Annotated in this window: 21 protein-coding genes and 1 tRNA gene; 12 read left to right on the top strand and 10 right to left on the bottom strand. The window is 65.0% G+C overall.

The genetic code is table 11. The features are described 5' to 3' along the window. Window positions 1–38: 38 nt before the first annotated feature. From F4U94_RS02920 to F4U94_RS02890, 7 genes are all read left to right on the top strand, one after another. Window positions 39–452, top strand: a complete 414-nt coding sequence (locus tag F4U94_RS02920; protein WP_170271896.1) for a hypothetical protein — start codon at window positions 39–41, stop codon at window positions 450–452. A 266-nt stretch (window positions 453–718) separates the two neighbouring features. Next, window positions 719–1,648 carry a protein-methionine-sulfoxide reductase catalytic subunit MsrP gene (gene msrP, locus F4U94_RS02915; RefSeq protein ID WP_120249279.1) on the top strand — a complete coding sequence of 310 codons (930 nt, stop codon included), beginning with the start codon at window positions 719–721 and terminating at the stop codon, window positions 1,646–1,648. Next, complete coding sequence (locus F4U94_RS02910; protein ID WP_120249280.1) at window positions 1,648–2,256, top strand: protein-methionine-sulfoxide reductase heme-binding subunit MsrQ; 609 nt, start codon at window positions 1,648–1,650, stop codon at window positions 2,254–2,256. Before msrP ends, F4U94_RS02910 begins: the two co-directional genes overlap by 1 nt. A gap of 99 nt (window positions 2,257–2,355) precedes the next feature. Beyond that, complete coding sequence (gene guaB, locus F4U94_RS02905) at window positions 2,356–3,813, top strand: IMP dehydrogenase (protein ID WP_120249281.1); 1,458 nt, start codon at window positions 2,356–2,358, stop codon at window positions 3,811–3,813. Window positions 3,814–3,962: 149 nt separating this feature from the next. Beyond that, the gene (locus F4U94_RS02900) at window positions 3,963–5,138 is read left to right on the top strand and encodes an RsmB/NOP family class I SAM-dependent RNA methyltransferase (RefSeq protein ID WP_120249282.1); all 1,176 of its coding nucleotides are present in this window, start codon (window positions 3,963–3,965) and stop codon (window positions 5,136–5,138) included. Between the two features lie 77 nt (window positions 5,139–5,215). Next, window positions 5,216–5,737 (top strand): tetratricopeptide repeat protein, encoded by a 522-nt coding sequence (locus tag F4U94_RS02895; RefSeq protein ID WP_120249283.1) that lies wholly within the window; start codon window positions 5,216–5,218, stop codon window positions 5,735–5,737. Window positions 5,738–5,851: 114 nt separating this feature from the next. Then, a complete protein-coding gene (locus F4U94_RS02890; RefSeq protein WP_120249284.1) occupies window positions 5,852–7,003 on the top strand; it encodes a ribosomal protein uL16 3-hydroxylase in 1,152 nt (383 codons plus the stop codon). A gap of 266 nt (window positions 7,004–7,269) precedes the next feature. On the opposite strand, the gene F4U94_RS02880 is transcribed toward F4U94_RS02890, so the two are convergent. The 5 genes from F4U94_RS02880 to F4U94_RS02860 all read right to left on the bottom strand — a co-directional run bounded on the left by F4U94_RS02880 (window position 7,270) and on the right by F4U94_RS02860 (window position 13,461). Further along, window positions 7,270–7,821 carry a pseudouridine synthase gene (locus F4U94_RS02880; protein ID WP_120249286.1) on the bottom strand — a complete coding sequence of 184 codons (552 nt, stop codon included), beginning with the start codon at window positions 7,819–7,821 and terminating at the stop codon, window positions 7,270–7,272. Window positions 7,822–7,910: 89 nt separating this feature from the next. Further along, window positions 7,911–8,747 carry a 16S rRNA (adenine(1518)-N(6)/adenine(1519)-N(6))-dimethyltransferase RsmA gene (gene rsmA, locus F4U94_RS02875; RefSeq protein WP_120249287.1) on the bottom strand — a complete coding sequence of 279 codons (837 nt, stop codon included), beginning with the start codon at window positions 8,745–8,747 and terminating at the stop codon, window positions 7,911–7,913. Then, window positions 8,740–9,735 carry a 4-hydroxythreonine-4-phosphate dehydrogenase PdxA gene (gene pdxA, locus F4U94_RS02870; protein WP_120249288.1) on the bottom strand — a complete coding sequence of 332 codons (996 nt, stop codon included), beginning with the start codon at window positions 9,733–9,735 and terminating at the stop codon, window positions 8,740–8,742. The genes rsmA and pdxA overlap by 8 nt, the downstream gene beginning before the upstream one ends. A 4-nt stretch (window positions 9,736–9,739) precedes the next feature. Beyond that, on the bottom strand, window positions 9,740–11,125 hold the full coding sequence (locus F4U94_RS02865) for a peptidylprolyl isomerase (protein ID WP_120249289.1): 1,386 nt from the start codon (window positions 11,123–11,125) through the stop codon (window positions 9,740–9,742). An 86-nt stretch (window positions 11,126–11,211) separates the two neighbouring features. Beyond that, the gene (locus F4U94_RS02860; RefSeq protein WP_120249290.1) at window positions 11,212–13,461 is read right to left on the bottom strand and encodes an LPS-assembly protein LptD; all 2,250 of its coding nucleotides are present in this window, start codon (window positions 13,459–13,461) and stop codon (window positions 11,212–11,214) included. 188 nt (window positions 13,462–13,649) lie between these two features. Here F4U94_RS02860 and F4U94_RS02855 point away from each other — a divergent pair, with 188 nt between their 5' ends. The 3 genes from F4U94_RS02855 (at window position 13,650) to ndk (ending at window position 16,247) form a co-directional block, all read left to right on the top strand. After that, a complete protein-coding gene (locus F4U94_RS02855) occupies window positions 13,650–15,095 on the top strand; it encodes a leucyl aminopeptidase (RefSeq protein ID WP_120249291.1) in 1,446 nt (481 codons plus the stop codon). Window positions 15,096–15,156: 61 nt separating this feature from the next. Next, window positions 15,157–15,594: a DNA polymerase III subunit chi gene (locus tag F4U94_RS02850; protein WP_120249292.1), complete on the top strand. Its 438-nt coding sequence runs from the start codon at window positions 15,157–15,159 to the stop codon at window positions 15,592–15,594. Window positions 15,595–15,824: 230 nt separating this feature from the next. Then, window positions 15,825–16,247 (top strand): nucleoside-diphosphate kinase, encoded by a 423-nt coding sequence (gene ndk, locus F4U94_RS02845; RefSeq protein WP_093010670.1) that lies wholly within the window; start codon window positions 15,825–15,827, stop codon window positions 16,245–16,247. A gap of 202 nt (window positions 16,248–16,449) precedes the next feature. On the opposite strand, the gene F4U94_RS02840 is transcribed toward ndk, so the two are convergent. The 3 genes from F4U94_RS02840 to F4U94_RS02830 all read right to left on the bottom strand — a co-directional run bounded on the left by F4U94_RS02840 (window position 16,450) and on the right by F4U94_RS02830 (window position 18,734). Continuing rightward, on the bottom strand, window positions 16,450–17,295 hold the full coding sequence (locus F4U94_RS02840) for a sulfite exporter TauE/SafE family protein (protein ID WP_120249293.1): 846 nt from the start codon (window positions 17,293–17,295) through the stop codon (window positions 16,450–16,452). Window positions 17,296–17,394: 99 nt separating this feature from the next. Further along, complete coding sequence (locus F4U94_RS02835; protein ID WP_120249294.1) at window positions 17,395–18,054, bottom strand: hypothetical protein; 660 nt, start codon at window positions 18,052–18,054, stop codon at window positions 17,395–17,397. 5 nt (window positions 18,055–18,059) lie between these two features. Next, complete coding sequence (locus tag F4U94_RS02830; protein WP_172598740.1) at window positions 18,060–18,734, bottom strand: glutathione S-transferase family protein; 675 nt, start codon at window positions 18,732–18,734, stop codon at window positions 18,060–18,062. Window positions 18,735–18,867: 133 nt separating this feature from the next. Here F4U94_RS02830 and F4U94_RS02825 point away from each other — a divergent pair, with 133 nt between their 5' ends. Next, window positions 18,868–19,539, top strand: coding sequence for a response regulator transcription factor (locus tag F4U94_RS02825; protein ID WP_120251926.1), 672 nt, complete (start codon window positions 18,868–18,870; stop codon window positions 19,537–19,539). Further along, window positions 19,536–20,876, top strand: coding sequence for a sensor histidine kinase (locus F4U94_RS02820; protein ID WP_120249295.1), 1,341 nt, complete (start codon window positions 19,536–19,538; stop codon window positions 20,874–20,876). Before F4U94_RS02825 ends, F4U94_RS02820 begins: the two co-directional genes overlap by 4 nt. Before the next feature lie 120 nt (window positions 20,877–20,996). Here the strand turns inward: F4U94_RS02820 and F4U94_RS02815 are convergent, their stop codons facing one another. Next, complete coding sequence (locus F4U94_RS02815; protein ID WP_120249296.1) at window positions 20,997–23,540, bottom strand: TonB-dependent receptor; 2,544 nt, start codon at window positions 23,538–23,540, stop codon at window positions 20,997–20,999. Between the two features lie 331 nt (window positions 23,541–23,871). Beyond that, window positions 23,872–23,945: transfer RNA gene (locus tag F4U94_RS02810), tRNA-Cys, on the bottom strand. Between the last annotated feature and the right edge of the window lie 14 nt (window positions 23,946–23,959).

The raw sequence follows: 23,959 nt of genomic DNA, 5'->3' as shown, positions 1-23,959 counted from the left end.
CGATATAGGTTTGTCGGGAATATCAGGAAGGTGACAGCGTGAACGGGTTGGCGGATATGATGCTGGCGATGGCTATGTTTCTGGCTGGTCCGCTGGACGGCGGTGCGGAAACTGTATCGGCGGCGTCCGTCCGGACGCTGGAGCAGGCGGCGCGTGCAGGGCAGATGGCGCTGGCGAAGGATGGACATGCCGTTCCTGTCCGGGGCGTGGCAGTGGCCGAATGCCTCGTCTTTTTCGAGACGGCTGCGCAGCCTGGAGTGGTCGGGGGCGTGTCGTTCGACTTTTCGACGGAGAGCGTCGTCAGGGATGTTGCGGCAGATCTTATCGAGATCAGGCACTTGGCGGGCGGATCGCAGCCTTTGCTGATCCGCCATGAGTCGCGTGGAACGGATCTGCGCGACGCCCTGCTGGACGTGAAAGATCATTGCCGGAACGGGACGTCGATCTTTTAGCGATAGGCCGGCGGCGACCGGGTATTCGGGTTGTTCCGCCCGCGCGCGCATGAGGGGCGATGTCGCACAGTGTCGACCACGGGGGCCTGATGGCGTGTCGGGCGTGGCCGATGGTGGCGCCCATCTCGGATCCTGGCGCATGGGGTGCGAAGGCCCTATGCCCTTTGGGGCATATCGGTCGGCCCGCGCGTTTTGGATCGTCGTCATTCCTGCTGCGTTCAGCAAAGGGCCGCTATCGCAGGCAGCCATTGGCCAGGAGATATAGCGTGCTCATTCGCCCTCCAGCGGACTTTAAGGATTGCGACGTCACCGATCATGGTCTGTACCTGCGCCGGCGGGAATTCATTCTCGGTTCTGCGGGGGTGGGCGCGGCATCGCTGATCGGCGGATCGGCGGCGCAGGCCGCGGCGCTTAAATATAGCCCCAATCGCATGGCGATCGACGAGGACAAGACGCCGCTGAAGGACGTCACCGGCTATAATAATTTCTACGAATTCGGGACCGACAAGAGCGACCCCGCACTTTACGCCAAGATGATGAAGACGCGCCCCTGGACCGTGACCGTGGCAGGGCTTTGCGAGAAGACGGGGCAATATGGGATCGACGACCTGATCCGTCGTTTTCCGCTGGAAGAGCGCATCTATCGCATGCGCTGCGTCGAAGCATGGTCGATGGTGATCCCGTGGGTCGGATTTCCTCTGGCCAAGCTGATCAAGGCGCTGGAGCCGACGTCTCAGGCGAAATATGTCGCGTTCCAGACGTTGCGCGATCCCCGGCAGATGCCCGGCCAGCGCAGCGACATATTGGATTGGCCCTATCAGGAGGCGCTGCGGCTGGACGAGGCGCTCAATCCCCTGACGTTGATGGCCGTCGGCCTGTACGGCCAGACCCTGCCCAATCAGAATGGCGCGCCGATCCGGTTGGTGACCCCATGGAAATATGGGTTCAAGGGCATCAAGTCGATCGTGCGCATCCAGTTTACCGCCAACCGCCCCAAGACGAGCTGGAATATATTGGCCCCGCGCGAATATGGATTTTACGGCAATGTGAACCCGGACGTTGATCATCCCCGCTGGTCGCAGGCCAAGGAGCGGCGGATCGGCGAATTTTTCCGGCGCAAGACTTTGCCGTTCAACGGCTATGGTGATCAGGTGGCCGGCCTGTATCGCGGCCTCGATGCCCGAACGCTCTATTGATGGCGCGCGCGACGGGGACCATGGCGCGCCGGATCGAGTCCGGCCTGATCTGGCTGTTATGCGTGATGCCGCTCCTGATCCTTGCGGGGCAGGGGCTGACGGATGGGCTGACGGCCAATCCGGTCGAATATGTTCTGCGCGCGCTGGGCGTGTGGGCGTTGCGATTTTTGTGCGTCACGCTGGCGATCGGCCTGATCGCGCGATTTGGCCTGTGGCGGCGGGCCATGGTCTATCGCCGTCGCATCGGCCTGTGGGCGTTCGCCTATGTCTGCCTGCATCTGACGACCTATATCCTCGTCGATCAGGCGCTCGACTGGCCCGGCATAGTCAAGGATATCGTCAAGCGCCCCTATATCACCATCGGCATGGCGGCCTTCATCCTGTTGATCCCGCTGGCGGTCACATCCGTCAACAAGGTGCGGCGGGCGATGCGGCCGCGTCACTGGCTTTGGCTGCACCGGTTGGTTTACCTGATCGCGGTGCTGGGCGTCGTCCATTATTATCTGCTGGTAAAGGCCGACCATCGCGACCCCATCCTTTACGGGGTCGTCATCCTGGCCCTGTTGGGTGTCCGTTTGATCCCCCGGCGGCGCGGCGCAATTAAATGAGTCATGGGGTCTGGCCGTTTGGCCCCGGAGTGGTTACATGGGCCGCCACAAATCCCCAGGGGTCAGCCAGCAGCCCCGCAGCAGAAAGTGGCTTTTTCCATGGACATCCGCCTCGGCCTCACCTTTGACGACGTGCTGTTGCAGCCCGCCGAATCCGATGTGCTGCCCAGCCAGGCGGATACGTCCACCTATGTCACCAAGGCGATCAAGCTGAACATCCCGATCCTGTCGTCCGCGATGGACACGGTGACGGAGGCCGACATGGCGATCGTGATGGCGCAGTTGGGCGGCATCGGCGTGCTGCACCGCAACCTGACAGTCGAGGAACAGGCCGATGCGGTGCGCGCGGTCAAGCGGTTCGAAAGCGGCATGGTGGTCAATCCCATCACCATCCTGCCCACCGCCACGCTAGCCGACGCGCAGATGCTGATGCAGCGGCACAAGATCAGCGGCATCCCGGTCGTGGAGCAGAGCGGCAAGCTGGTCGGCATATTGACGCACCGCGACACGCGCTTTGCAGAGAACCCCGCGCAGCCGGTCAGCGAGCTGATGACGAAGGACAATCTGGCCACGGTCAAGGTCGGCGTGGGTCAGGAAGAGGCGCAGCGCCTGTTGCACCAGCGCCGGATCGAAAAGCTGCTGGTGGTGGACGATGCCTATCATTGCGTGGGCCTGATCACCGTCAAGGACATCGAAAAGGCGGTCACCTATCCGCAGGCGACCAAGGACGGCACCGGCCGCCTGCGCGTGGCCGCCGCCTCCACCGTGGGGGAAAAGGGGCTGGAGCGCAGCAAGGCGCTGATCGACGCGGAATGCGACCTGATCGTCATCGACACCGCCCATGGCCATAGCCGTCAGGTGGCGGTCGCGGTGGAAGCGGTGAAGAAGCTGTCCAACCATGTGCAGGTGGTCGCCGGTAACGTCGCCACCGCCGAGGCGACCAAGGCGCTGATCGGCGCGGGCGCGGACTGCGTGAAGGTCGGCATCGGACCGGGCTCCATCTGCACCACGCGCGTCGTCGCGGGCGTGGGCGTGCCGCAGCTGACCGCCGTGATGGATTCGGCCGAGGAAGCGCACAAGCATGGCGTGCCGGTGATCGCCGATGGCGGGCTGCGCACGTCGGGCGACGTGGCGAAGGCTCTGGCGGCGGGCGCAGGTTGCGTCATGGTCGGGTCGCTGCTGGCGGGCACGGCCGAAGCGCCGGGCGAAACCTTCCTGTATCAGGGCCGGGCGTATAAGAGCTATCGCGGCATGGGCAGCGTCGGCGCGATGGCGCGCGGCAGCGCCGACCGCTATTTCCAGGCGGATATCAAGGACCAGATGAAGCTGGTGCCCGAAGGGATCGAAGGCCAGGTGCCGTTCAAGGGTCCGGCCAAGGATGTCATCCATCAGCTGGTCGGCGGCGTGAAGGCCGCGATGGGCTATACCGGCAGCGCCACGATCAAGGATTTGCAGGAACGCGCGCGTTTCGTGCAGATCACGAACGCGGGGCTTTCGGAAAGCCATGTTCATGACGTGACGATCACGCGGGAAGCGCCCAATTATCCGACGCGTTGATTTTTCTTCATTCCCCTCCCTTTTAAGGGAGGGGTTAGGGGTGGGTGCGCCGCGTAAGCGGCGCCTCTGCCCAGCAGGGCGAGCATGCTGCTCGCTTCGCTCGCACCCACCCCCGGCCCCTCCCTTGAAAGGGAGGGGGGAGGAATGGCATGACACCCTCTGCCCGCATACAGGCCGCTATCGATCTGCTCGACGCCATCATCGCGTCGGCGCGCGATGGCGGGCCGGCGGCCGATACGCTGATCGCACGCTATTTTAAGGAACGGCGCTATGCCGGGTCGCGGGATCGGCGGGCGGTGCGCGATCATGTCTATGACGCGATCCGCCGCGCAGCCGAGCGACCGGAGACGGGGCGCGAGGCGATGATCGGCGTGGCGCAGGCGCGGCCGGATGTCGCGGCCTTGTTCGACGGATCGGCCCATGCGCCGCTGCCGATCGAGCCGGGTGAATTGGGCGCGCAGGCGGGCGCGGTGCCGGCTTGGTTGCAACCCTTACTGGCCGCGCCGGTGGAGCAGGATGCGTTGCTCGGCCGGGCGCCGGTGGATGTGCGCGTGAACCGGTTGAAGGCCGATCCGGCCGCCGTCGCGCCGATGCTGCCCGATGCCGTGGCGATCGCGGGGCTAAGCGATGGGCTGCGCCTGCCCGAAGGCTATTCGATCGAGCAGCAGGCCGCCTGGGCCGACGGGCTGGTCGAGGTGCAGGACGCCGGGAGCCAGTGGATTTCGGCCGCCTGTGGCGTGCAGCCGGACATGACGGTCGTGGATATGTGCGCGGGCGCGGGCGGCAAGACGCTGGCGCTGGCCGCGGCGATGGCCGGTCAGGGCACATTGATCGCGGCGGATACGATCCGGTCGCGGCTGGCCCGGCTGGAGCCGCGCGCGGCGCGGGCGGGCGCGACCTTCATCGAAACGCTGCTGCTGGACCAGAGTCATGAGGCGCGGGGCCTTGAGAGCCTGCGCGGCAAGGCGGATGTGGTGCTGGTCGATGCGCCCTGTTCGGGCACGGGCACCTGGCGGCGCAACCCCGAAGCGCGATGGCGGTTGACTCAGGCGCGGCTGGATCGGCTGGTTGGCGAACAGGCGCGGATATTGGATTTCGCGGCACCCTTGCTGGCGCCGGGCGGGCTGCTGGTCTACGCGACCTGCGCGCTGACCGACCGGGAGGGACGGGGTCAGGTGGATGCCTTCCTGCGCCGGCATGATGGCTGGAGTGCCGAGCCGATCGACCTGCCCGTGGGGCGCTCGCATGGCGAGGGACTGTTGCTGACGCCGGGGCATGACGGCAGCGATGGGTTCTTCTTTGCGCGGCTGCGCCGGGGGGCGTGAAACAGGCCATGGACAAGCGCCCGCAAAATAGCGACACTTGTTCCGAATTAACGCCTGAAACATGGCTGGAGATAGTAATGCGTTTTACCCCCGCCTCGATCGCGCTTGCCGTCGTTTTGACCACCGTGTCGAGCGTGGGGCTGAGCCAGAAGCCCGATAGCCAGATCAGCCCGCAGTCGGTGGAATGGCAGAAGGCGGGCGAAGCCGCGCACAAGGCCGGCAATCTGGAAGGTGCGACCGATGCGCTGGAAAGCGCGCTGGCGATCGACCCGCGCAACCGCGCTGCCTTCGTCGAACTGGCTGAGGTCGCGCGCGCGCAAGGACTTCAGGGCAAGGCGATCCGGCTCTACAAGGAAGCGTTGCTGCTGGATCCGACCGATATCGTGGCGCTCGCCGGGCAGGGCGAAGCGATGGTAGAAAAGGGCGCGATCGCCAAGGCGAAGGATGTGCTGGCGCAGGCGCAGGCCGTGTGCAAGGGCGACTGTGCGCCGGTCGGCAAGCTGGCCGCCGCGATCCAGAAAGGACCGCCGGCTGTCGCGATGACGACGGCGAAGGACACTGATCCTGCGGCCAAGAAGGCGCCGACCGAGACGCAATAAGGATTGGTTGGCAGTCAGCTCAACCAATCCTGATCCTTTTGACTTCGCCGTCCGGGCGGGGCAAGGCCGGGGCGACGGGCGCATGATGCGGGTCGTTTTCTGGCGAGATTTTCCATGACCTTCACCGACTTCGACGTCGACCTGTTCCTGCGCGACTATTGGCAGAAGAAGCCGCTGCTGATCCGCAATCCTTGGGGCCGCTGGGTCAATCCGGTGGAGCCGGACGAACTGGCCGGGCTGGCGTGCGAAGAGGGCGTCGAATCGCGGCTGATCGGTCGGGCGGACGGGCGCTGGACGGTGGAGCATGGCCCGATGCCGGAGGATCGCTTCGGGCATATGGGCGCGGCGCCCTGGACGCTGCTGGTGCAGGCGGTGGACATGCATGTGCCCGATGTCGCGGCGCTGATCGCGCCCTTTCGTTTCGTGCCCAACTGGCGGATCGACGATGTGATGGTCAGCTATGCCACCGACGGCGGCGGCGTGGGCGCGCATTATGACCAATATGACGTGTTCCTGATCCAGGGGCTGGGGCGGCGGCGCTGGCGCGTGGGGCAGCATTGCGATGCGGATACGCCCTTGTTGTTGCAGGAGGATCTGCGCCTGCTCGCCGAGTTCGAGCAGACGGACGAATGGGTGCTGGAGCCGGGCGATATCCTCTATGTGCCGCCGGGGATCGCGCATGATGGCGTGGCGATCGGCGACGATTGCATGACCTATTCGGTCGGTTTTCGGGCGCCCGCACGCAGCGAACTGGTCGAGCAATTTTGCGCCCATGTCGTGGGTGAGATGGTGGACGACGATCGCTATGCCGACCCGGACCTGACCGTGCAGGCCAATCCGGGCGAGATCGATGCAGCGGCGCTGGCGCGGTTGCAGGCGATGGTGATGGATGCGGTGCGCGATCCGGCGGCCTTTGCCCGCTGGTTCGGGGCTTATAATAGCGAGCGCAAATATCCCGAACTGGACTTCCGGCCGGAGGAGCCGATCGCCGCCGAGGATGTGCGTGAATTGGTGGAGGATGGCGTCGCGCTGTGCCGTAATCCGGCGAGCCGGTTCGCGTTCGTGGCGCAGGGGGAAGGCGGGCTGACCCTGTTCGTGGATGGGCAGGCCTATGATTGCAGCGGAGCGGCGGCGGTGCTGGCCGGACAATTATGCGCGGCCGACAGGCTGGTGATCGATTCTGCGCTGATCGAGGATGAGGCGGCGGTGGCGCTGATCGTGACGCTGTTCAATGAGGGCAGCGTCAGCTTCGACCCGGAGGACTGAGCGATCCGCACGCGGCTGAGCATTTGCGCGAAGAAGACGCGCTTTGCGTCGCAAGAGGCGGCACTGGCGGTGGCGTTGCGCGCGGATGTGCCTTTGCGGCCCTATCGGTGCGATCGGTGTCGGCAATTTCATCTGACCAGCCGGACCAAGGGGAAGCGGGTACTGCCCGGGACGATTGTAGGCGGAAATTGATGCGTCATTGAGAGCGTGTAGTGGGCGTTCCCCGGCCTTTGCCGGGGAACATGAAAGGCAAGGGCAGCTAAGGGTTAGCCGACTTGCACTTCGCGCCATTGCCCCGGTTGCAGGCCGTCCAGCGTCCAGTCGCCGATACGCCAGCGGACAAGGCGCAGCGTGGGATGGCCGACGGCGGCGGTCATGCGGCGGACCTGGCGGTTGCGGCCTTCGCGGATGGTGAGGCTGATCCAGCTGTCGGGGATGCTCTTGCGCACGCGGATCGGCGGGTTGCGGGGCCAGATGTCCGGCGTGTCGATGCGTTCGACATCGGCCGGGCGGGTGAGGCCGTCCTTGAGGTCCACGCCCCGGCGCAGGTCGGCGAGCGCTTCGTCGGTAACGTCGCCCTCGACCTGCGCCAGATAGGTTTTGGCGGTCTTGTACTTGGGATCGGCGATGCGCGATTGCAGGCGGCCGTCGTCGGTCAGCAGCAATAGGCCTTCGCTGTCGCGGTCGAGGCGCCCGGCGGGATAGACGTCGGGAATGGCGATGCAGTCGGACAGGGTCGCGCGCGCGGTGTCTGTGCCGCGATCGGTGAATTGCGAGAGCATGTCATAGGGTTTGTTGAACAGGATCAGGCGGGGCATGGGCTATCCAGACTATGCTTCGATACGAGCCTTCGACAAGCTCAGTCTCTACTCAGCAGGAACGGATTGGCTGAATAAAGGATGGTTTCCTAGCGGCTCAATATGCGGGCGACGTCGACAAATTCTTCGACGCTGACCGTTTCGGCGCGGCGTTGGGGGTCGATGCCGATCTGCTCCAGCGCGTCGAGCGCGCCGGGGAGGCCCTTGAGGCTCTGGCGCAGCATCTTGCGGCGCTGGCCGAAGGCGGCGGCGGTGAGGCGTTCGAGAAATTTGAGCTGTACGCCGTCGGGCGCGGGCTTTGGCGTGATGTGGACGACCGCCGACATGACCTTGGGCGGGGGCGTGAAGGCGCTGCGGTGGACCTTCATCGCGATCTTCGCGTCGCTGCGCCATTGGGACAGGACGGCGAGGCGGCCATAATGATCGGTGCCGGGCTTGGCGACGATACGTTCGGCCACTTCCATCTGGAACATCAGCGTCAGGCTCTGCCACCAGGGGAGCGGGGACCATTCCGCCGAGAGCCAGCCGACCAGCAGGGGCGTGCCGACATTATAGGGCAGGTTGGCGATGATGTGCGCGCCCGCGCCCGTTTCGGTCAGGGCGTCGACCTGCATCGCGTCGCCGGAAATGACGCGCAGCTGGCCGGGGAAGGCTTCTTCCAGTTCGGCGAGCGCGGGGAGGCAGCGATGGTCGCGCTCGACCGCGACCAGCTTTGCGCCGGCGCGCAATATGGCGCGGGTCAGGCCGCCGGGGCCGGGGCCGACCTCGAACGCCGGGGCGTCCCTGAGCGGGCCGGGGATCGCGGCGATGCGATCCAGCAACTGTTCGTCGAGCAGGAAATTCTGGCCGAGCGCCTTGCTGGCATTAAGGCCATGGCGCGCGATCACGTCTCTGAGGGGCGGCAGGGCCGGGCGGGTGTCAGCCATAAGCGATGCGGGCGCGGGCGGCTTCGGCCGCCATCTTGAGTGCGGCGATCATCGCGCCGGGATTGGCGCTGTCGGTGCCGGCGATGCCGAAGGCGGTGCCATGGTCGGGCGAGGTGCGCACGATCGGCAGGCCCAGCGTGATGTTGACGCCATCGTCGAAATTCAGCGTCTTGATCGGGATCAGCGCCTGATCATGATACATGCAGAGCGCCGCATCATAGGTTTCGCGGGCGCGGGCGTGGAACATGCCGTCGGCGGCGAGCGGCCCGAATATGTCCAGCCCTTCCGCGCGCAGCGATTCGATCGCGGGGCGGATGACGTCGATCTCTTCCCGGCCCAGCGCGCCATTTTCGCCGGCATGGGGGTTGAGGCCGGCGACGGCCAGACGCGGGCGGGCGATGCCGAAATTGCGTTGCAGCCCCTTTACCGTGGTCAGCGCACGGGCGCGGATCAGGTCGATCGTCAGCACGGACGGCACGTCGGCCAGGGCGATATGGATGGTGATCGGCACGACCTTCAACGACGGTCCGGCCAGCATCATCACCGCATTATGCGCCGACACGCCGCAGCGTTCCGCGACGAATTCGGTCTGGCCCGGATGGGTGAAGCCGACGCCGTACAGCTGTTCCTTGCCCACCGGAGCCGTCACGATCCCGGCGGCGGACCCCTGACGGGCCAGGCCGACCGATACTTCGAGCGCCTGGAAGGCGGTGCGGGCGCCGTCGATGCTGGGCGTGCCCGGCACGATGGCGCCCGCGTCCGCGACCTGAAGGCAGGGCAGCGCCTTGTCGAAGACCGATGCGGCCTCCTCCGGGGAGCCGATCGGTGCGATCGGTCCCAGCCAGACGGCACGCAGCGAGGCCGCGTCGCCCACCGCGAAGAAGGGCGGCAGGCCGCGCGCTTCGCGCATCACCCAGCTTTTCGCGACGATCTCCGGCCCGATCCCGGCGGGATCGCCCAGCGACACCGCGAAGGGTGCGAGAGGCAAGGCGTCAGTTATATTCGATCACCGCATCGCGACGAAGATCGCGCAGATAGATGCGGGCGCGCTTGTTGACGCGTTCCTCTTCCAACTGCGCCATGATCTGTTCGGCGTTGGGCGCATTGGCCGAAGCCGGTTCGTCACGGCCGCAGACCACCAGGACGCGGACACCGTCATTGATCGAACCGAAAGGCGGCGTGGCTTCACCGACCTGAAGGTTGACGAGAATGTCCTGCAACTGCGGCGGCAGGTCGCGCACCTTCACATTGTCGTTATCGACAACGTCGGCGCCGATCTTCTGACCGACCTCATTGGCCTGACCGCAGCCCTTGATCTCCTTGATCGCGGCGGCGAAGCTGGCGGCCTTGGCGCTGGCCTGTTCCTTGGTCGTACCCTGCGGGAAGAGGACCGACAGCTGTTTCAGGCTGAGCAGCGAATCGCGCGGATCGGCGGTCAGCACCTTGCGCTTATCCATGACGTAGATCAGCGACACGCCGCCGGCGACCGGGACCGGCCCGGCAATCTGACCGACCTGCATTTCGGTCGCGGCCTGCGCCAGTTCTGGCGGCAGCTGCGCCGGGCGGACCCAGCCCAGATCGCCGCCGACCGCCGCCGTGGAGGCTTCGGAAAACTGGCGGGCATAGGCCTGGAAGCTGCCACCCTGCTGAATCTGCTGGATGATGTTGCGCGCGTTGGCGATGATCTGTTCCTGATTTTCCGGCGTCGCCGACAGGTAGATTTCACCGATGCGATATTCGTCGCTGCCCTTGGACGCGTTCAACCGGTCGACCACCGACTTCACTTCGTCTTCAGACACGTTGACGAAAGGCTGGATGTTGCGCCGTTGCAGGCGGCTCCAGGCCAGTTCGCCCTCGATCTGGCGCTTGATGCTGGCGGCAGAGCTGCCCTTTTCGCGCAGATAGGCGTCGAACTGGGCCGGCGACTGACGGAAATTCGCCGCAACGCGCTCATAGCTTTGCTGGATTTCGGCCGGGTCGATCTTGATATCGTTGGCGGCGGCTTCCTGGATCTGGAGCGTTTCGTCGATCAGATTGCGCAGCACCTGCACGCGCAGACGTTCCTTTTCCTCCGCTTCCACCTTGCCGCCATTGGCGGTGATGATGAGGGCGAGGCGCTGGTCGATGTCGGTGCCGGTGATGATCCGGTTGTTGACGATCGCGGTCGCCTTGCGGACGTTCGGGTCGCTCTTGCCGAAGACGGTGACGTCCTTGGGCAGGTTCAACTGCTGGCTGGCGACATTGCCGTCATCATCGACCGTCTGGGCGACAGCCGGCTGAAGGCCGGCGCCGAGCAGCGCGGAGGACAGGAGCAAGGTGCGAAAGCCCGAGCGAACGCCATGAAACAGGCTGTTGGGCGAGGAAACGACAGGCAGCATCGTCGGCAATAATCTCCAATACGAACCCGCACATGATGCGCTGGTCCGCCTTAACCGGCCCTGACGGGGATGCAGGAGCCTGTTCCTTATATACCAATATTGCGGAAAGCTAGACGTAGCTGGAAGCCATTGCCCTTTCGCGCGTCGCCATTGGTCTGGTAACTGCGGACCCAGGTGAAGCCCAAGGTCAGGCAATCATCCTCATAAGCGAAGCCCAGGCGGTGGCGGACAGGTTCGAACCCGTCGGCTTCGCTGATCGGATCTTCCTTCGCATCGGTCAGGTCGATGACGGTCGAACCGAAGACGGACCAGAAGCGCGCGAACTGGGCGCGGGCGCCGAGGCGGATTTCCTCGCGGTCCTGCAAATCCTCGAGTCCCGACATGACGTTGCGGTTGAGCCGCAGATAGCCCGCCATGACATAGGTATTCTTGCTGCCGATCGTCGTGTCGATCTCGTTCCGGCGGACCGACAGATTATCCTTGTCCAGCCGGTAGCGGTGGGTAAGCGCAATGAAATCCTTGTAGCGCACAGTGGTGCGGCCGACGATGTCGGACGTGCGATCGGACAGGCCGGTACCGTCGGGCAGGATGCTTTCGCGGCTGTCGAGGCGATAGCTTTGACCCACGATGCTCTGAAGCGAGAAATTGGGCAGGTCGAGGCTATATTCCAGGCCATAGGTGATGCGCGAACTATCCTCGAACCGGTCGTAGCCGGCGAAGCGGTTGAGCGCGAAAAGATTGCTGTCCTCCAGATCGACGGCGCGGGCGTCTTCATTGGGGAGGGAGAGGTTGGCGATCTTGGGCGAGGCGACGATCTGAACGCGCGGGGCGATACGCTGGACGCCGCCGAACGCTTCGCCGATGAATGGCCAGCGCATGTCGATGGCCGCCGCCGCGATGCCGCGCGATTGCCAGCCCGGATCGCCGGCATAGCTGACCACGGAGGTCAGCGCATTGTCGCTGCTGTGATAGACGTCGCCGCGCAGATAGCCGGTGAAGGTCACTTCCTGACCCAAGCCGGTCAGTTTGCGCAGATTCCATTCGGCCCCGACGAAGGCGCGCTGCGTATCCTGCCCATGGGTGCGGGTGATGGCCAGCGTGTTCGCCTGCAATTGCAGCACGCCGCCCAGCAGCGGGTCGGCGATCCGGCGACGATAATCGATGAGGGGGAGCGCGATCGGCGTCTGCCCCTGCGAATCGCCCTGACGCAGCGTCTGGACCGCCCAGCCACGAATCGACAGATAGCTTTTGTCGTCGATCCGCTGCGCACCGATGGTCGAACGCAGGCGATCTTCGCGACTGATATCGTAGCGGCGCAGGAAGGTGCGGTCGGTGGCGAGGCGGATCGAGCCGTCCAGGCTCCATTCGGGCGACAGCTGCATCTTGCCGCTGGCGTCGATATAGCCGCGAATATCCTTTTCGGCGTTGGTCGAAACCGCGTCGCTGCCGATGCCCAGGCGGCGGCCATAGGTGGCATAGCCGGTGACGGTGTAGGCGCCGCGATCATAGAGATGGCGGTAGTTGGCCTCCAGCATCGGCAGGACGCCGGTATAGACGTGCGGCGTAATGGTGACGTCCCGATTGGGCGCCAGTTTGAAATAATAGGGCAGAGCCGCTTCGAACCCATTATTGCGGTCGTAGCGCAGATTGGGGACCAGCAGGCCGCTGCCGCCGCCTTCGCCCACCGGATGCGACAGGCCGGGCAGCGGGATCAGCGGCAGGCCGAACAGTTCGATATTGGCGTTGGTATAGGTGACGCGTTCGCGGGTTGGGTCGTAGACGACCTTGATCGCGTTGATCTGCCAGGTGGGTTCCTTGGGGCAGCCGTCGCTGTCTTCCACCGCGCAGCCGGTATAGGTGGCGCGATTGAGCGTGTAGACGCCGTTGACCCGCGTGCCCTTGACCGAGGCGAGGCGACCGCCGGACTGCAGCACCAGCAGCATATTGTCGACCGCGCCGTCCTTGAGCGTGTCGGTGACGTCGAAGCGATCGCCATAGGCGATATTGCCGTCGGCATCGATGATCGAGACGTTGCCCTGCGCCTCCACCTTGCCGCTGGTGCGGTCCCACACGACCTTGTCCGCGCGCAGGCGATTGCCCTCCCGCAGCAATTGCACATTGCCGTTGGCGGTCACGACCTCGCTATTGCTGTCATATTGCAGCGCGTCGGCGGCAAAACCGATCTGGTCGTCATTTTCCGGCGTGGGTGCGTCGGGCGCGCTGATCGGCGCGGCAGGCTCGTTGAGCTCTTGGGCCAACAGGTCCGGCGCGGCGCCAAGCGCAGCGGTGCCCAGCAGGGCGGCACGGAAGGAAAGGGAGAACAGGGCGTTTTGCAAGCAGTGGTGCCTCAATAGACAGGCGCATCAGGCTGACCCGCCTATCGCACACAAGCCGTGTCGGCAATCGCCCGTCGTGCATTGGCCATGGGAAAATCGGTCGAACGGCTTTGCCAGACGGGGAAAGCCGCACTATCTGGCAGACAAGAGCGGTGCGCGCCGCATCAGACAAGAGGAAAAGAACCCCGATGGATATCCAGTTCAGCCCGACCCGTCCCGAAGCCGACACGCTGGCCTTCGTCGTGCCCAAGGGCGGATTCGACGCCCTGCCGCTGGCCGCTGCGCCCGTTCTGGCCGCCGGTGCCACCGCGTCGCGCTTCACCGGTGAGGTCGGCACGAGCTTCGAAAGCTTCGTCGAGGAAGGCGGCAAGACGCTGCGCGTGCTGTTGCTGGGCGTGGGGGCCGGCAGCGAGCAGGACTATGAAAAGGCCGGCGCAGCGCTGACCGCCAAGCTGAACAATAGCGGCGCGACTCATGCCGCCGTGGAATTTTTCGGCGGGGCGAGCGCCGAGCAGGCGGCGCATCTGGCGCTGGGCGTGCAATTGCGCGGCTGGCGGATCGATACCTATCGCACGCGCCAGGCCGAAAAGGCCAAGCCCACGCTGAAGACCGTCACGCTGGTGGCGACCGGTGCGGACGCGGCGTGGGACAAGCAGGCGGCGATCGCGTCGGGCGTGGCCTTCACCCGCGAACTAGTGTCGGAGCCGGCGAACATCCTCTATCCCGAAAGCTTCGTGGAACGCTGCCAGCATCTGAGTGAACTGGGCATCAAGATCACCGTGCTGGACAAGGCGGCGATGGAAGCGCTGGGCATGGGGTCGCTGCTGGGCGTGGCGCAGGGGTCGGTGCGCGAAGCCCGGCTGATCGCGATGGAATGGGACGGCACCGGCGGCACGTCGGACAAGCCGGTCGTCTTCGTCGGCAAGGGCGTGACGTTCGACACGGGCGGCATTTCCATCAAGCCGGCCGCCGGCATGGAAGACATGAAGTGGGACATGGGCGGCGCGGGCGCGGTCGCCGGCGCGATGAAGGCGCTGGCCGGACGCAAGGCGAAGGCGCATGTGGTTGGCATCTGCGGCCTGGTCGAGAATATGCCCGACGGCAATGCGCAGCGTCCCGGCGATATCGTGACGTCCCTGTCGGGTCAGACGATCGAGGTGCTGAACACCGACGCCGAAGGGCGGCTGGTGCTGTGCGATGCGCTGACCTGGGCGCAGCGCACCTACAAGCCGGAAGTGATCGTCGATCTGGCCACGCTGACTGGCGCGATCATCGTGTCGCTGGGTACGGAATATGCGGGCATCTTCTCCAACGACGACGGTCTGGCGGGCGACCTGATCGCGGCGGGGCAGGCGGCGGGCGATCCGCTGTGGCGCTTCCCGCTGTCGCCGGCCTATGACAAGCTGATCGACAGCCCGATCGCCGATATGAAGAATATCGGCCCGCGGTTCGGCGGGTCGATCACAGCGGCGCAGTTCCTCAAGCGCTTCATCGAGGATGGCGTGAAATGGGCGCATCTGGACATTGCCGGCATGGTGTGGGCGGACAAGCCCGGCGCGACATGGGACAAAGGCGCGACCGGCTATGGCGTGCGCCTGATCGACCGGTTCGTGGCGGATAAGTTCGAAGCGTAAGGATAAACGTCATCCCCGCGCAAGCGGGGATGACGAACTTCTATTTACAAGGGTATCGTCCATGCAGGTCGATTTCTACCAGTTGAGCCGCGATCCCGTGGACCAGGTGCTGCCCGCGATCGCGGCGCGTATCCTGGGCCTGGGCGCGCGGCTGCTGGTGGTGGCGCAGGAGGATGATCGGCTGGAGCGGATTTCCGCGGGGCTTTGGGCTGGGGCGCCGGAGAGTTTTCTGGCGCATGGCCGGGCGGGTGCAGGCGGCGAGGCGCATCAGCCGATCCTGCTCGGCGCGACCTGCGACGCGGGCAATGGCGCGCGGCATATCGCGCTGGCCGATGGCGTCTGGCGCGACGAGGCGCTGGGGTTCGAGCGCGCCTTCTACTTCTTCGACGCCGACACGATCGATGGTGCGCGGGCGAGCTGGCGGGTGCTGAGCAAGGCCAATGGCGTAGAGCCGCGCTTCTGGCGGCAGGATGGCCGCAAATGGGTTCAAGGGCCGTAGGCAGGCCCTCAGGCCGCCCAGCCGGGCCTGCGAAGCGCGCTATTCTGCGCTCCGGTGCTCACATACTTGAAGTACGCTGCGCTCCGGTGCTCGAACATCACGCTTCTCGGCTCCGCCCGAACGGCCTGACGACCTACCTACGCACATAAGCGAAGCCCCCTTGCGGCCCGGCGCGGGCGCGTCTAAAGGCCGCGCAACTTTATTCCCAACAATCTGGAGTTTCGAGGGCCATGGCCGTCACGCGCACCTTTTCGATCATCAAGCCCGACGCGACCCGTCGCAACCTGACCGGCGCGGTCGCCAAGATGCTGGAGGAGGCCGGTCTGCGCATCGTCGCTTCCAAGCGCATCCGCATGAGCCGCGAACAGGCCGAAGGCTTCTATGCCGTTCACAAGGAACGCCCCTTCTTCGCCGACCTGGTCGCCTTCATGATTTCCGGCCCGGTCGTCGTGCAGGTTCTGGAAGGTGAAGACGCCGTGAAGCGCAACCGCGACATCATGGGCGCCACCAACCCCGCCAACGCCGACGCCGGCACCATCCGCAAGGAACTGGCCGAATCGATCGAAGCCAATTCGGTCCATGGTTCGGACAGCGAAGAAAATGCTGCGATCGAGATCGCCTATTTCTTCAAGCCGGAAGAAATCGTCGGCTAATCACCGATCGTCCCGATGGACACAGAAAGGCCCGGCGCTCTTATGGAGCGGCCGGGCTTTTTCTGTTTTTCTCCACATCCGTTCGGTTCGAGTAGTCTTCGAGCGTAGTCGAGAAGACGTATCGAGAATGTTAGCGCGGACTTCTCGACGGACGGTTCTCGACAGGCTCGAACCTGCTCGAAGCGAACGGTGGGTGGGATGGTTAATGTGGCTGGATTGGCGCGGGGGCTTCGACCCGCACCGGGTCGGGCGTGCGGGCTTTGACGAACAGCTGCCAGGAGGACAGGGCCAGCACACCCGCCAGCAGCGGTTGCAGCACCTTGTCCGGGGCGTGGGAGGAGAGGTAGCTGCCCACGATCACGCCGGGGATGGAGCCGATCAGCAGGTTCATCAGCAATATGCCGTTGACGTCGCCCATCAGCCAGTGGCCCGTGCCGGCGATCAGCGCCAGGGGCACGGCATGCGCGATGTCGGACCCGACGATGCGGGCGACCGGCAGGCGGGGATAGAGGATGAGCAGCACCGTCACGCCGATCGCCCCGGCGCCGACGGAAGAGAGGCACACGGCCACGCCGATCAGCGCGCCCAGCGCCGTGGTGCCGTAGAGGATCGTGCCGGCCGAATGGGTGGTGCCAAGGTCGCCGCGATGGCGGAACAGCCATTTGCGGCCGATCACCGCCACCGACGTCAGCGCCAGCAGCGAGGCGAGCGAAATGAGGATGATATGTTCGGTCGACTTGCCGACATCGCCGATCCATCCCAGGACGACCAACGTGACGAGCGCGGCCGGTACGCTGCCCGCCGCCATGCGCCGGACGATCGGCCATTCGATCGTGTCGCGCTTGCCATGGACGGCGGACCCGACGATCTTGGTCAGGGCGGCGAAGAGCAGGTCGGTGCCCACGGCGGTCTTGGCACTGACGCCGAACATCAGCACCAGCAGCGGCGTCATCAGCGATCCGCCGCCGACGCCCGTGACGCCCACCAGCACGCCGACCAGCAGCCCGGCCACGGCATGGAAGAGGTCGATCGATCCCAACACGCTCATGGCGCCCGTCTTATCCTTATAATATGCAACCCTGCGCCTTGCCTTCCAGCCGTTTCAGGGGCGTAACACAAGCGGGTTTCGGGTTTCAGGGCGTGAACTTCAGCTTTTGGTGAGGCGTGCCCAGCGCGCATCGGCACTTGGCTGGGCGGCGTCGGCCTTGACGGTTGCGACCCGCGAAATGCCGCGCAGCGCCACGCTGTGCCCTGCGATCCAGCCGCCCTTGATGCCATAGCCGATATCGTAGAGCGCGACATTTTCATGCGCGTCGCCGCCCACCACGAAACGGGTGGTGATGACGACCGGCAGCCGCTCGTCGCCCACGCTGTCGTCGGGCAGCTTCGCCTTGGCCCGCGCTTTCTTGAGCGCGCTTTCGAACCAGCCGGCCTCGATCCGCGGGTCGCCGGTGGTGTCGACCGGCGCGATGCCGAGCGCGCGGGGGAAGATGATGGTCTGGCTCTGGATCAGCTGGTCGGGATCGGCGGTTTTGAGCGCGATCCGATCATCCTTCACCGACTCGGCGTTCAGGACCAGGATGGCGGCGCGGCTGGACGCCTTGCGGCTTTCGGCGGCGCGTTCGGCGGCCTTGTCCGCGCGTTCATCCTTCTTGTCCGCCCAATTGAGATAGAGGGTGAGGGCGGAAATGGAAACGGCCAGCACCGCCAGCACTTCGCCCAGCGTGATCCAGCGGCGGCGAATCGCGGCGGCTTCCGCTGCGCGCTCCTTCGCGGCCTCCTTGGGCATTTCGGGCGTATCGCTCATGGGCGTTACACCGCCTGCGGGGGGATTTCGAACCGGTCGATCACCCAATCCTCCGCCTGGGCGCCGCCGATCCATTCCTGCATCCAGGGATGGGCGATGACGGCGCGCATATAGGCTTCGGCGAAGCGGGCGACGGGCAGCTGATAGGTGATGAGGCGGGTGACGACGGGCGCGAACATTACGTCCACGGCGCCGAACGCCCCGAACAGGAAGTCGCCTTCGCCACCGTGACGCGCGCGGGCCTGCGCCCAAAGCTGCATGAGGCGGGCCAGATCCTGCGCTACCGCGTCCGACGGGGGTGTGGCGGGGTAGATTTGCCGGATGTTCATGCTGTGCTCGCGGCGCAGCGCGGCGAAGCTGCTGTGCATTTCGGCAGCCATGGACCGGGCCATGGCGCGCGCGGCGGGATCGGTCGGCCAGAACAGGTCGCCATCCGTCTTTTCATTCAGATATTCGACGATGGCCAGGCTGTCCCACACCACCACATCGTCGCCATCCCACAGGATCGGCACCTTTCCGGAGGAAGGAGCGAACTCGTCGCCCTCCCGCCGTTTCTCCCACGCCTCGTCATAGAGAGGGACGACCACTTCCTCGAAAGGGAGGGCGGAGAGTTTGCAGGCCAGCCAACCGCGCAGGGACCAGCTCGAATAGGCCTTGTTGCCAATGAACAGCTTCATCATGTCCCCTTCTTAGACGGGGGAGCGGCGACAAGTCGAGAAGGAAGGCAGTGTCGGGATGGTCATCGGGGGCGGGGGGCACTATCCTGTCGGCGACAGTCACTCGCTTGGAATCGGACCGGTATATTTCATGGGCATGCACGTTCTTCTGGCCGAAGATGACAGGCAGTTGCAGCGGCAGCTGGCCGAGCAATTGACGCAGTTCGGCCATCAGGTGGAAACCGCCGACGACGGGCTGGGTGCATTGGCGATCATCGGCCAGAAGGCGTTCGATATCGTCATCCTGGACTGGATGATGCCGGGCGTGGACGGGATCACCGTGCTGCGCCAGTTGCGCGAAGGGGGCATGAACGTGCCTGTATTGATGCTGACCGCGCTGGGGCAGGTGTTCGACAAGGTCGAAGGGTTCGATGCGGGGGCGGACGATTATGTCGTGAAGCCCGTCGATCCGCTGGAATTGAACGCGCGGGTCAATGCGCTGGTCCGCGCCCGCCGCACGACCGACCAGCCATCCGACACGGTGAGCGCCGGGGATATCACGATCAGCCCGTCGCGCCTGCGCGCCTGGCGGAACGGACGGCCGCTGAACCTGTCGCAGACGGAGTTCAAGCTGTTGCTGGAACTGGCGCGGAATGCGGGGACGATCGTCACCCGGCCGATGCTGATCGAGCGGATCTGGGGGCTGGACTTCATGCCGACGACCAATCTGGTCGATGCCCATATCCGCCATCTGCGCGTGAAGCTGACCGAGCATGGCGACGATCCGATCAGCACGCAGCGCGGCATGGGCTATCTGCTGCGCGCATGAGGTGGCGTCCGCAATCGCTGCGCGGGCTGACCATCGCCTTTCTGGCGCTGTTCCTGACCGTGACGATGGCGGCGGGACTGGGTACCTTCTTTGCGACGCTGTCCATGGTCACGGCGCTGGTGGACGAGCGGGTCGAGGCGGAAAGCCATGCCATCGCTCCGGTGGGCGCGGCGTTCGACCAGGCGGAATGGCAGGCGCGGATCGCCGATATGGCGCGCGAGCGCGACACGGCCGACCTTGGCATGTTGCTGACCGACGCGCAGGGACGGCGGATTGCGGGGAATGTGCGCTTCACCCGACCATTGCCGCTGGGCTTTTCCGCGCTGGACCGGCGCGACCGGATCGAGGGGCTGAGCGCCGGCCGGGTGCTGGTGCGCGACCTGGGGCAGGGGGTGCGGCTGGCGGTGTTCGCCGAAACCGAGCCGATCGACGATTATTTCGCGATGCGGCGGCGCATTTATATTGCGGGTTTCGGGGCGATCGTGGTGGTCGTGCTGGCCGGGCTGCTGCTGTTCCGGCGGTTGATCGGCGAGCGGATCGAGCAGATGCGCCTGACTGCCGAATCGATCATCGACGGCGATATCGCCCGCCGCGTGCCGCTGGTCGGGGATGGCGGCGAGTTCGATCGGCAGGCCGGCGCGCTCAATCGCATGCTGGATCGCATGGGCCAGCTGATGGCCGAGGTGCGCAACGTGTCGAACGATATCTCGCATGAGATGCGTACGCCGCTGGCGCGGTTGCGCGGCGAACTGGCATTGCTGGAGCAGCGGGAGGTGGCGGAGCCGGTGCGCGATGCGCTGCAATTGGCGATCGGGCAGGCGGACGAGCTGCTGGCGATGTTCGGGGCGATGCTGCGCATTGCCGAAATCGAAAGCGGTGCGCGCCGGGCCGGGTTCCGGCCGATCGCGCTGGACCAGCTGGTCGAGGAGATGGTCGAGATGGTCCGGCCGGCGGCAGCGGAGAAGGACCAGCGCATCGCCATCATCCTGAACGAGCCGGCGCAGTTGGAAGGCGACCGGCAATTGCTGTCGCAGATGCTGGTCAACCTGCTGGAAAATGCGGTGCGCCATACGCCCATGGGGGCGGATGTGCGGGTGTCGCTGGAGCAGGCGAGTTCGGGGATCAGGCTGGCGATCGCAGATAATGGTCCGGGCATAGCGCCGGATCAGCGGGCGCTAGTGATGCGACGGTTCGGCCGGACGGATGCGAGCCGGCATAGCAAGGGCCATGGGCTGGGCCTGCCGCTGGCCGATGCGATCGTGCGGCTGCATCGCGGCGCCCTGACGTTGGAAGATGCAGGACCGGGCCTGCGTATCGTTATGACCTTTCCCACATAAAAAACCGGCGTGGCGGTTGGCCGCCACGCCGGTTCAGAGCAAATCACTGGTCCCGAAGGATCAGTCTTTTGTTGGTCGCATTTTGCGAGCCGTCAGCTGTGCCAGCTGACTTCAAAATGCTTAGAATTTGAAGCTGGCTTCCACGCCGTAGGTGCGCGGCGCGTTGAAGTTGCCATAGTCGCCCAGCACATTGGCGATGCTGCCGCTGGTCACGCTGCTGGTCGGCGCGGCAGGCAGGCTGTTCGACGGGTCGCGGCGGAACACATATTGTTCGTTGAACAGGTTACGGCCCCACAGGCTGAGCGTCAGGTTGCGACCGTTGCCCGTGCCGATATCGGCCAGCGAAACGCGACCGTTGAAGATCAGCGAGCTGTCATTCTTCGTGGCGAACTGGTCGAAGGCTTGGGTAGCCTGCGAATAATTGCCGTCGAAGTGGAATTTCAGCTTCGTGTCGCCGCCGCCGACCGGCACCGCATAGTCGATCGATCCGCTCGCGGCGTTGCGCGGCGTGAACACGATGTAGAAATTCTGATAGACGCTGGTCGAACCACCGGCTGCGGCGGTTGCGGTGATCAGCACCGGCGGGATCTTTGTATAGGTGTAGGCGTAGGAGGCGTTCAGCGTCAGACCTTCGACCGGGTTCACCGTCAGGTCCGCCTCGATCCCGCGGATCTTGGTGGTGCCGGGCGCGTTGATCGTGACCAGGTTGTTGAAGCTGCTGGCGCCGACGAACTGGATGGAGCTGATGTCCACCTGGCTGTCCTTGCGGTCCATGATGTAGCCGGCCAGGTTGAAGCGGGCGCGGTTGTTCCAGAAGTCCGACTTCAGGCCGACTTCGTAGGACTTCACGTCTTCAGGATCGAAGGCCTGATAGTTGGACGTGCGCGAGCTGGCGCCGCCGGCGCGATAGCCGGTCGCATATTTCGCATAGACGTGCAGGTCGTTGCTGACGTCATAGGCGACGGTCGCCATCGGGTTGAAGCGGTTCCAGCTGGCATCGAGCGGCTGGTAGCCGACGCTGGCGGCAGGCGGGTTGGTGTCGTAATTCACATTGCGCGAATAATGCAGCACGCCCTTCTTCTTGTCGTGCGTGTAGCGGCCGCCGACGGTGATGTGCAGCGCGTCGGTGGCGTTCCAGGTCAGCTGGCCATAGCCGGCATAGCTTTTCGACCAGACTTCCGAAGCGCGATCGATCGAGCAGCCATTGACCGCCGAGCCGACGAAGGCCGGGGTGGATGCGGTGCAGAAGGGGATGGTGACATAATTATAGCCGGTGATGGCGCCCGCTGCGTTGCGGATGGCGACTGCGCCCATCGAGCTGGGGGTGGCGGCGTCATCGCTGACATGTTCGTTGAAGTAGAACAGGCCCGCGACATAATCGATATTGCCGAAGGTGCCGACGGCCTGAAGTTCCTGGCTGAACTGGCGCTGGCGCAGGTCGGCCAGGCTGTAGCGGCTGAAGGCGCAGGGTGCGGCAGCGGTGCAGCCGGCTGCGGTGCTGCCAAGGGCCGGGCTGACCAGCGGCGGGCGATGGGCGCCACCGCTATTGTCCCACTGGGTGGCGTCCACGCCGCGCCATGCGGTGATGGAGCGCAGTTCGATCTGCGGCGACACTTCCCACTTCAGCATATTGGTAAAGCCGTGGGTCTTGTCGACGCTGACCTGCTGCGGCACGCCGATGTCGGCGGTCTTCATGCGGGTGTCGCCGTTTATGACCACGCCGGGCATCAGCGGCTTGACCGGGCCGCCGGTCAGGTTGGTGTAGGCGGTGCCGGGCAGGGTGCAGGCGGCATGCGATGCCTGGGTGCCGTTGGCGCAGCCATTGGGGTTGTAGTTCAGCAGCTGGCTGTAGAAGGGCGTATTTTCGTCCTTCGCGACATCATAGGAGAAGTCGTTGGTGATGCTGCTGGTCGGCTGCCAGCGAACCGCGGCGCGCAGGCCCTTGCGGTTATAATAGTTGAAGCCGGCCTGACCCGCCATCGGGTTCTTGGTCGTGGCGTCCTGATGTTGGATCACGCCGTCCAGCTTGACCGAGAAGCCGGCGATCGAGGGCAGGTTGATATGGGCATTGGCGTTGCGGCCGCCATAATTGCCCGCGCCCGCTTCCACGCGGCCGCCCCATTCGCCGGTCGGCGCCTTGCTGACGATGCTGAGCGCGCCGCCTTCGGTGTTGCGGCCGAACAGGGTGCCCTGCGGACCCTTGAGCACTTCGACGCGCTCGACGTCGAACAGTGCGGCGTTGAGGCCATGCTGGCGGCCCATGTAAACGCCGTCGACATAGATGCCGACGCCCTGTTCGCGGGCGGGCTGGTTGGCGTCGAGCGGAACGATGCCGCGAATACCGATGGTCAGCGCGGACTGGCGCGCTTCGAAGGTCGCGATGCGCAGCGAGGGTACGGCGCCATCGGCCAGATCGTAAAGGCTGGAGACGTGGCGATCCTTGAGCGCCTCCGTGCTCATCACCGCCATGGAGATCGGCGTTTCCTGAAGATTGGTTTCACGCTTGGTCGCGGTGACGACGATTTCGCCAAGGCCGGCGTCGCCCGGCGTGTCGGCAGCGGCGGTCGCATCGGGCGTGGCGGTCTGGGCGAAGAGGGTCGGCGCGCTCAGGCAAGCAAGTGCGGCCCCGGCGAGCAGCGTCGCCCGAGTGAATCGGTTTAACATGATGAAAACAAACCCCTTTTCAACGTTTATTCGTTCGTCGAAAGGGCTGATATGGCGCTATCAAGACAGTTGGATGCAAGATTGAAGACAAGCGCGGCGCCGGACCTTCATCTTCGCATCATTTAAGGCGCATGTGCCTGATTTTCAGGATGTTTATAGGCGCCCAACGAGCGGAAAATAATTTTGTCGTGGCAGCATGCCGGAAGCCGATGGGGCAAGGCAAGGGATAAATCCCGTCAGGCCGACAATCGCCCGCGCGACTCCATCGCCCGGCATGCCCGGCTGCCATGGTCGATGATGCAAATGAGAGTCGCAGCCACGCGAACAGATTTGGAGGCCCGAGCCGGAATCGAACCGGCGTGCAAGGATTTGCAATCCTCTGCGTCACCACTCCGCCATCGGGCCTCGGCGTGGGACGC

Origin of the sequence: Sphingobium limneticum (assembly GCF_008710155.1) — a bacterium.
In the GTDB taxonomy this organism is placed as follows: domain Bacteria; phylum Pseudomonadota; class Alphaproteobacteria; order Sphingomonadales; family Sphingomonadaceae; genus Sphingobium; species Sphingobium limneticum.
The sequence above is the reverse complement of the archived record's forward strand: the minus strand, read 5'-3'. Positions and strand labels throughout refer to the sequence as shown.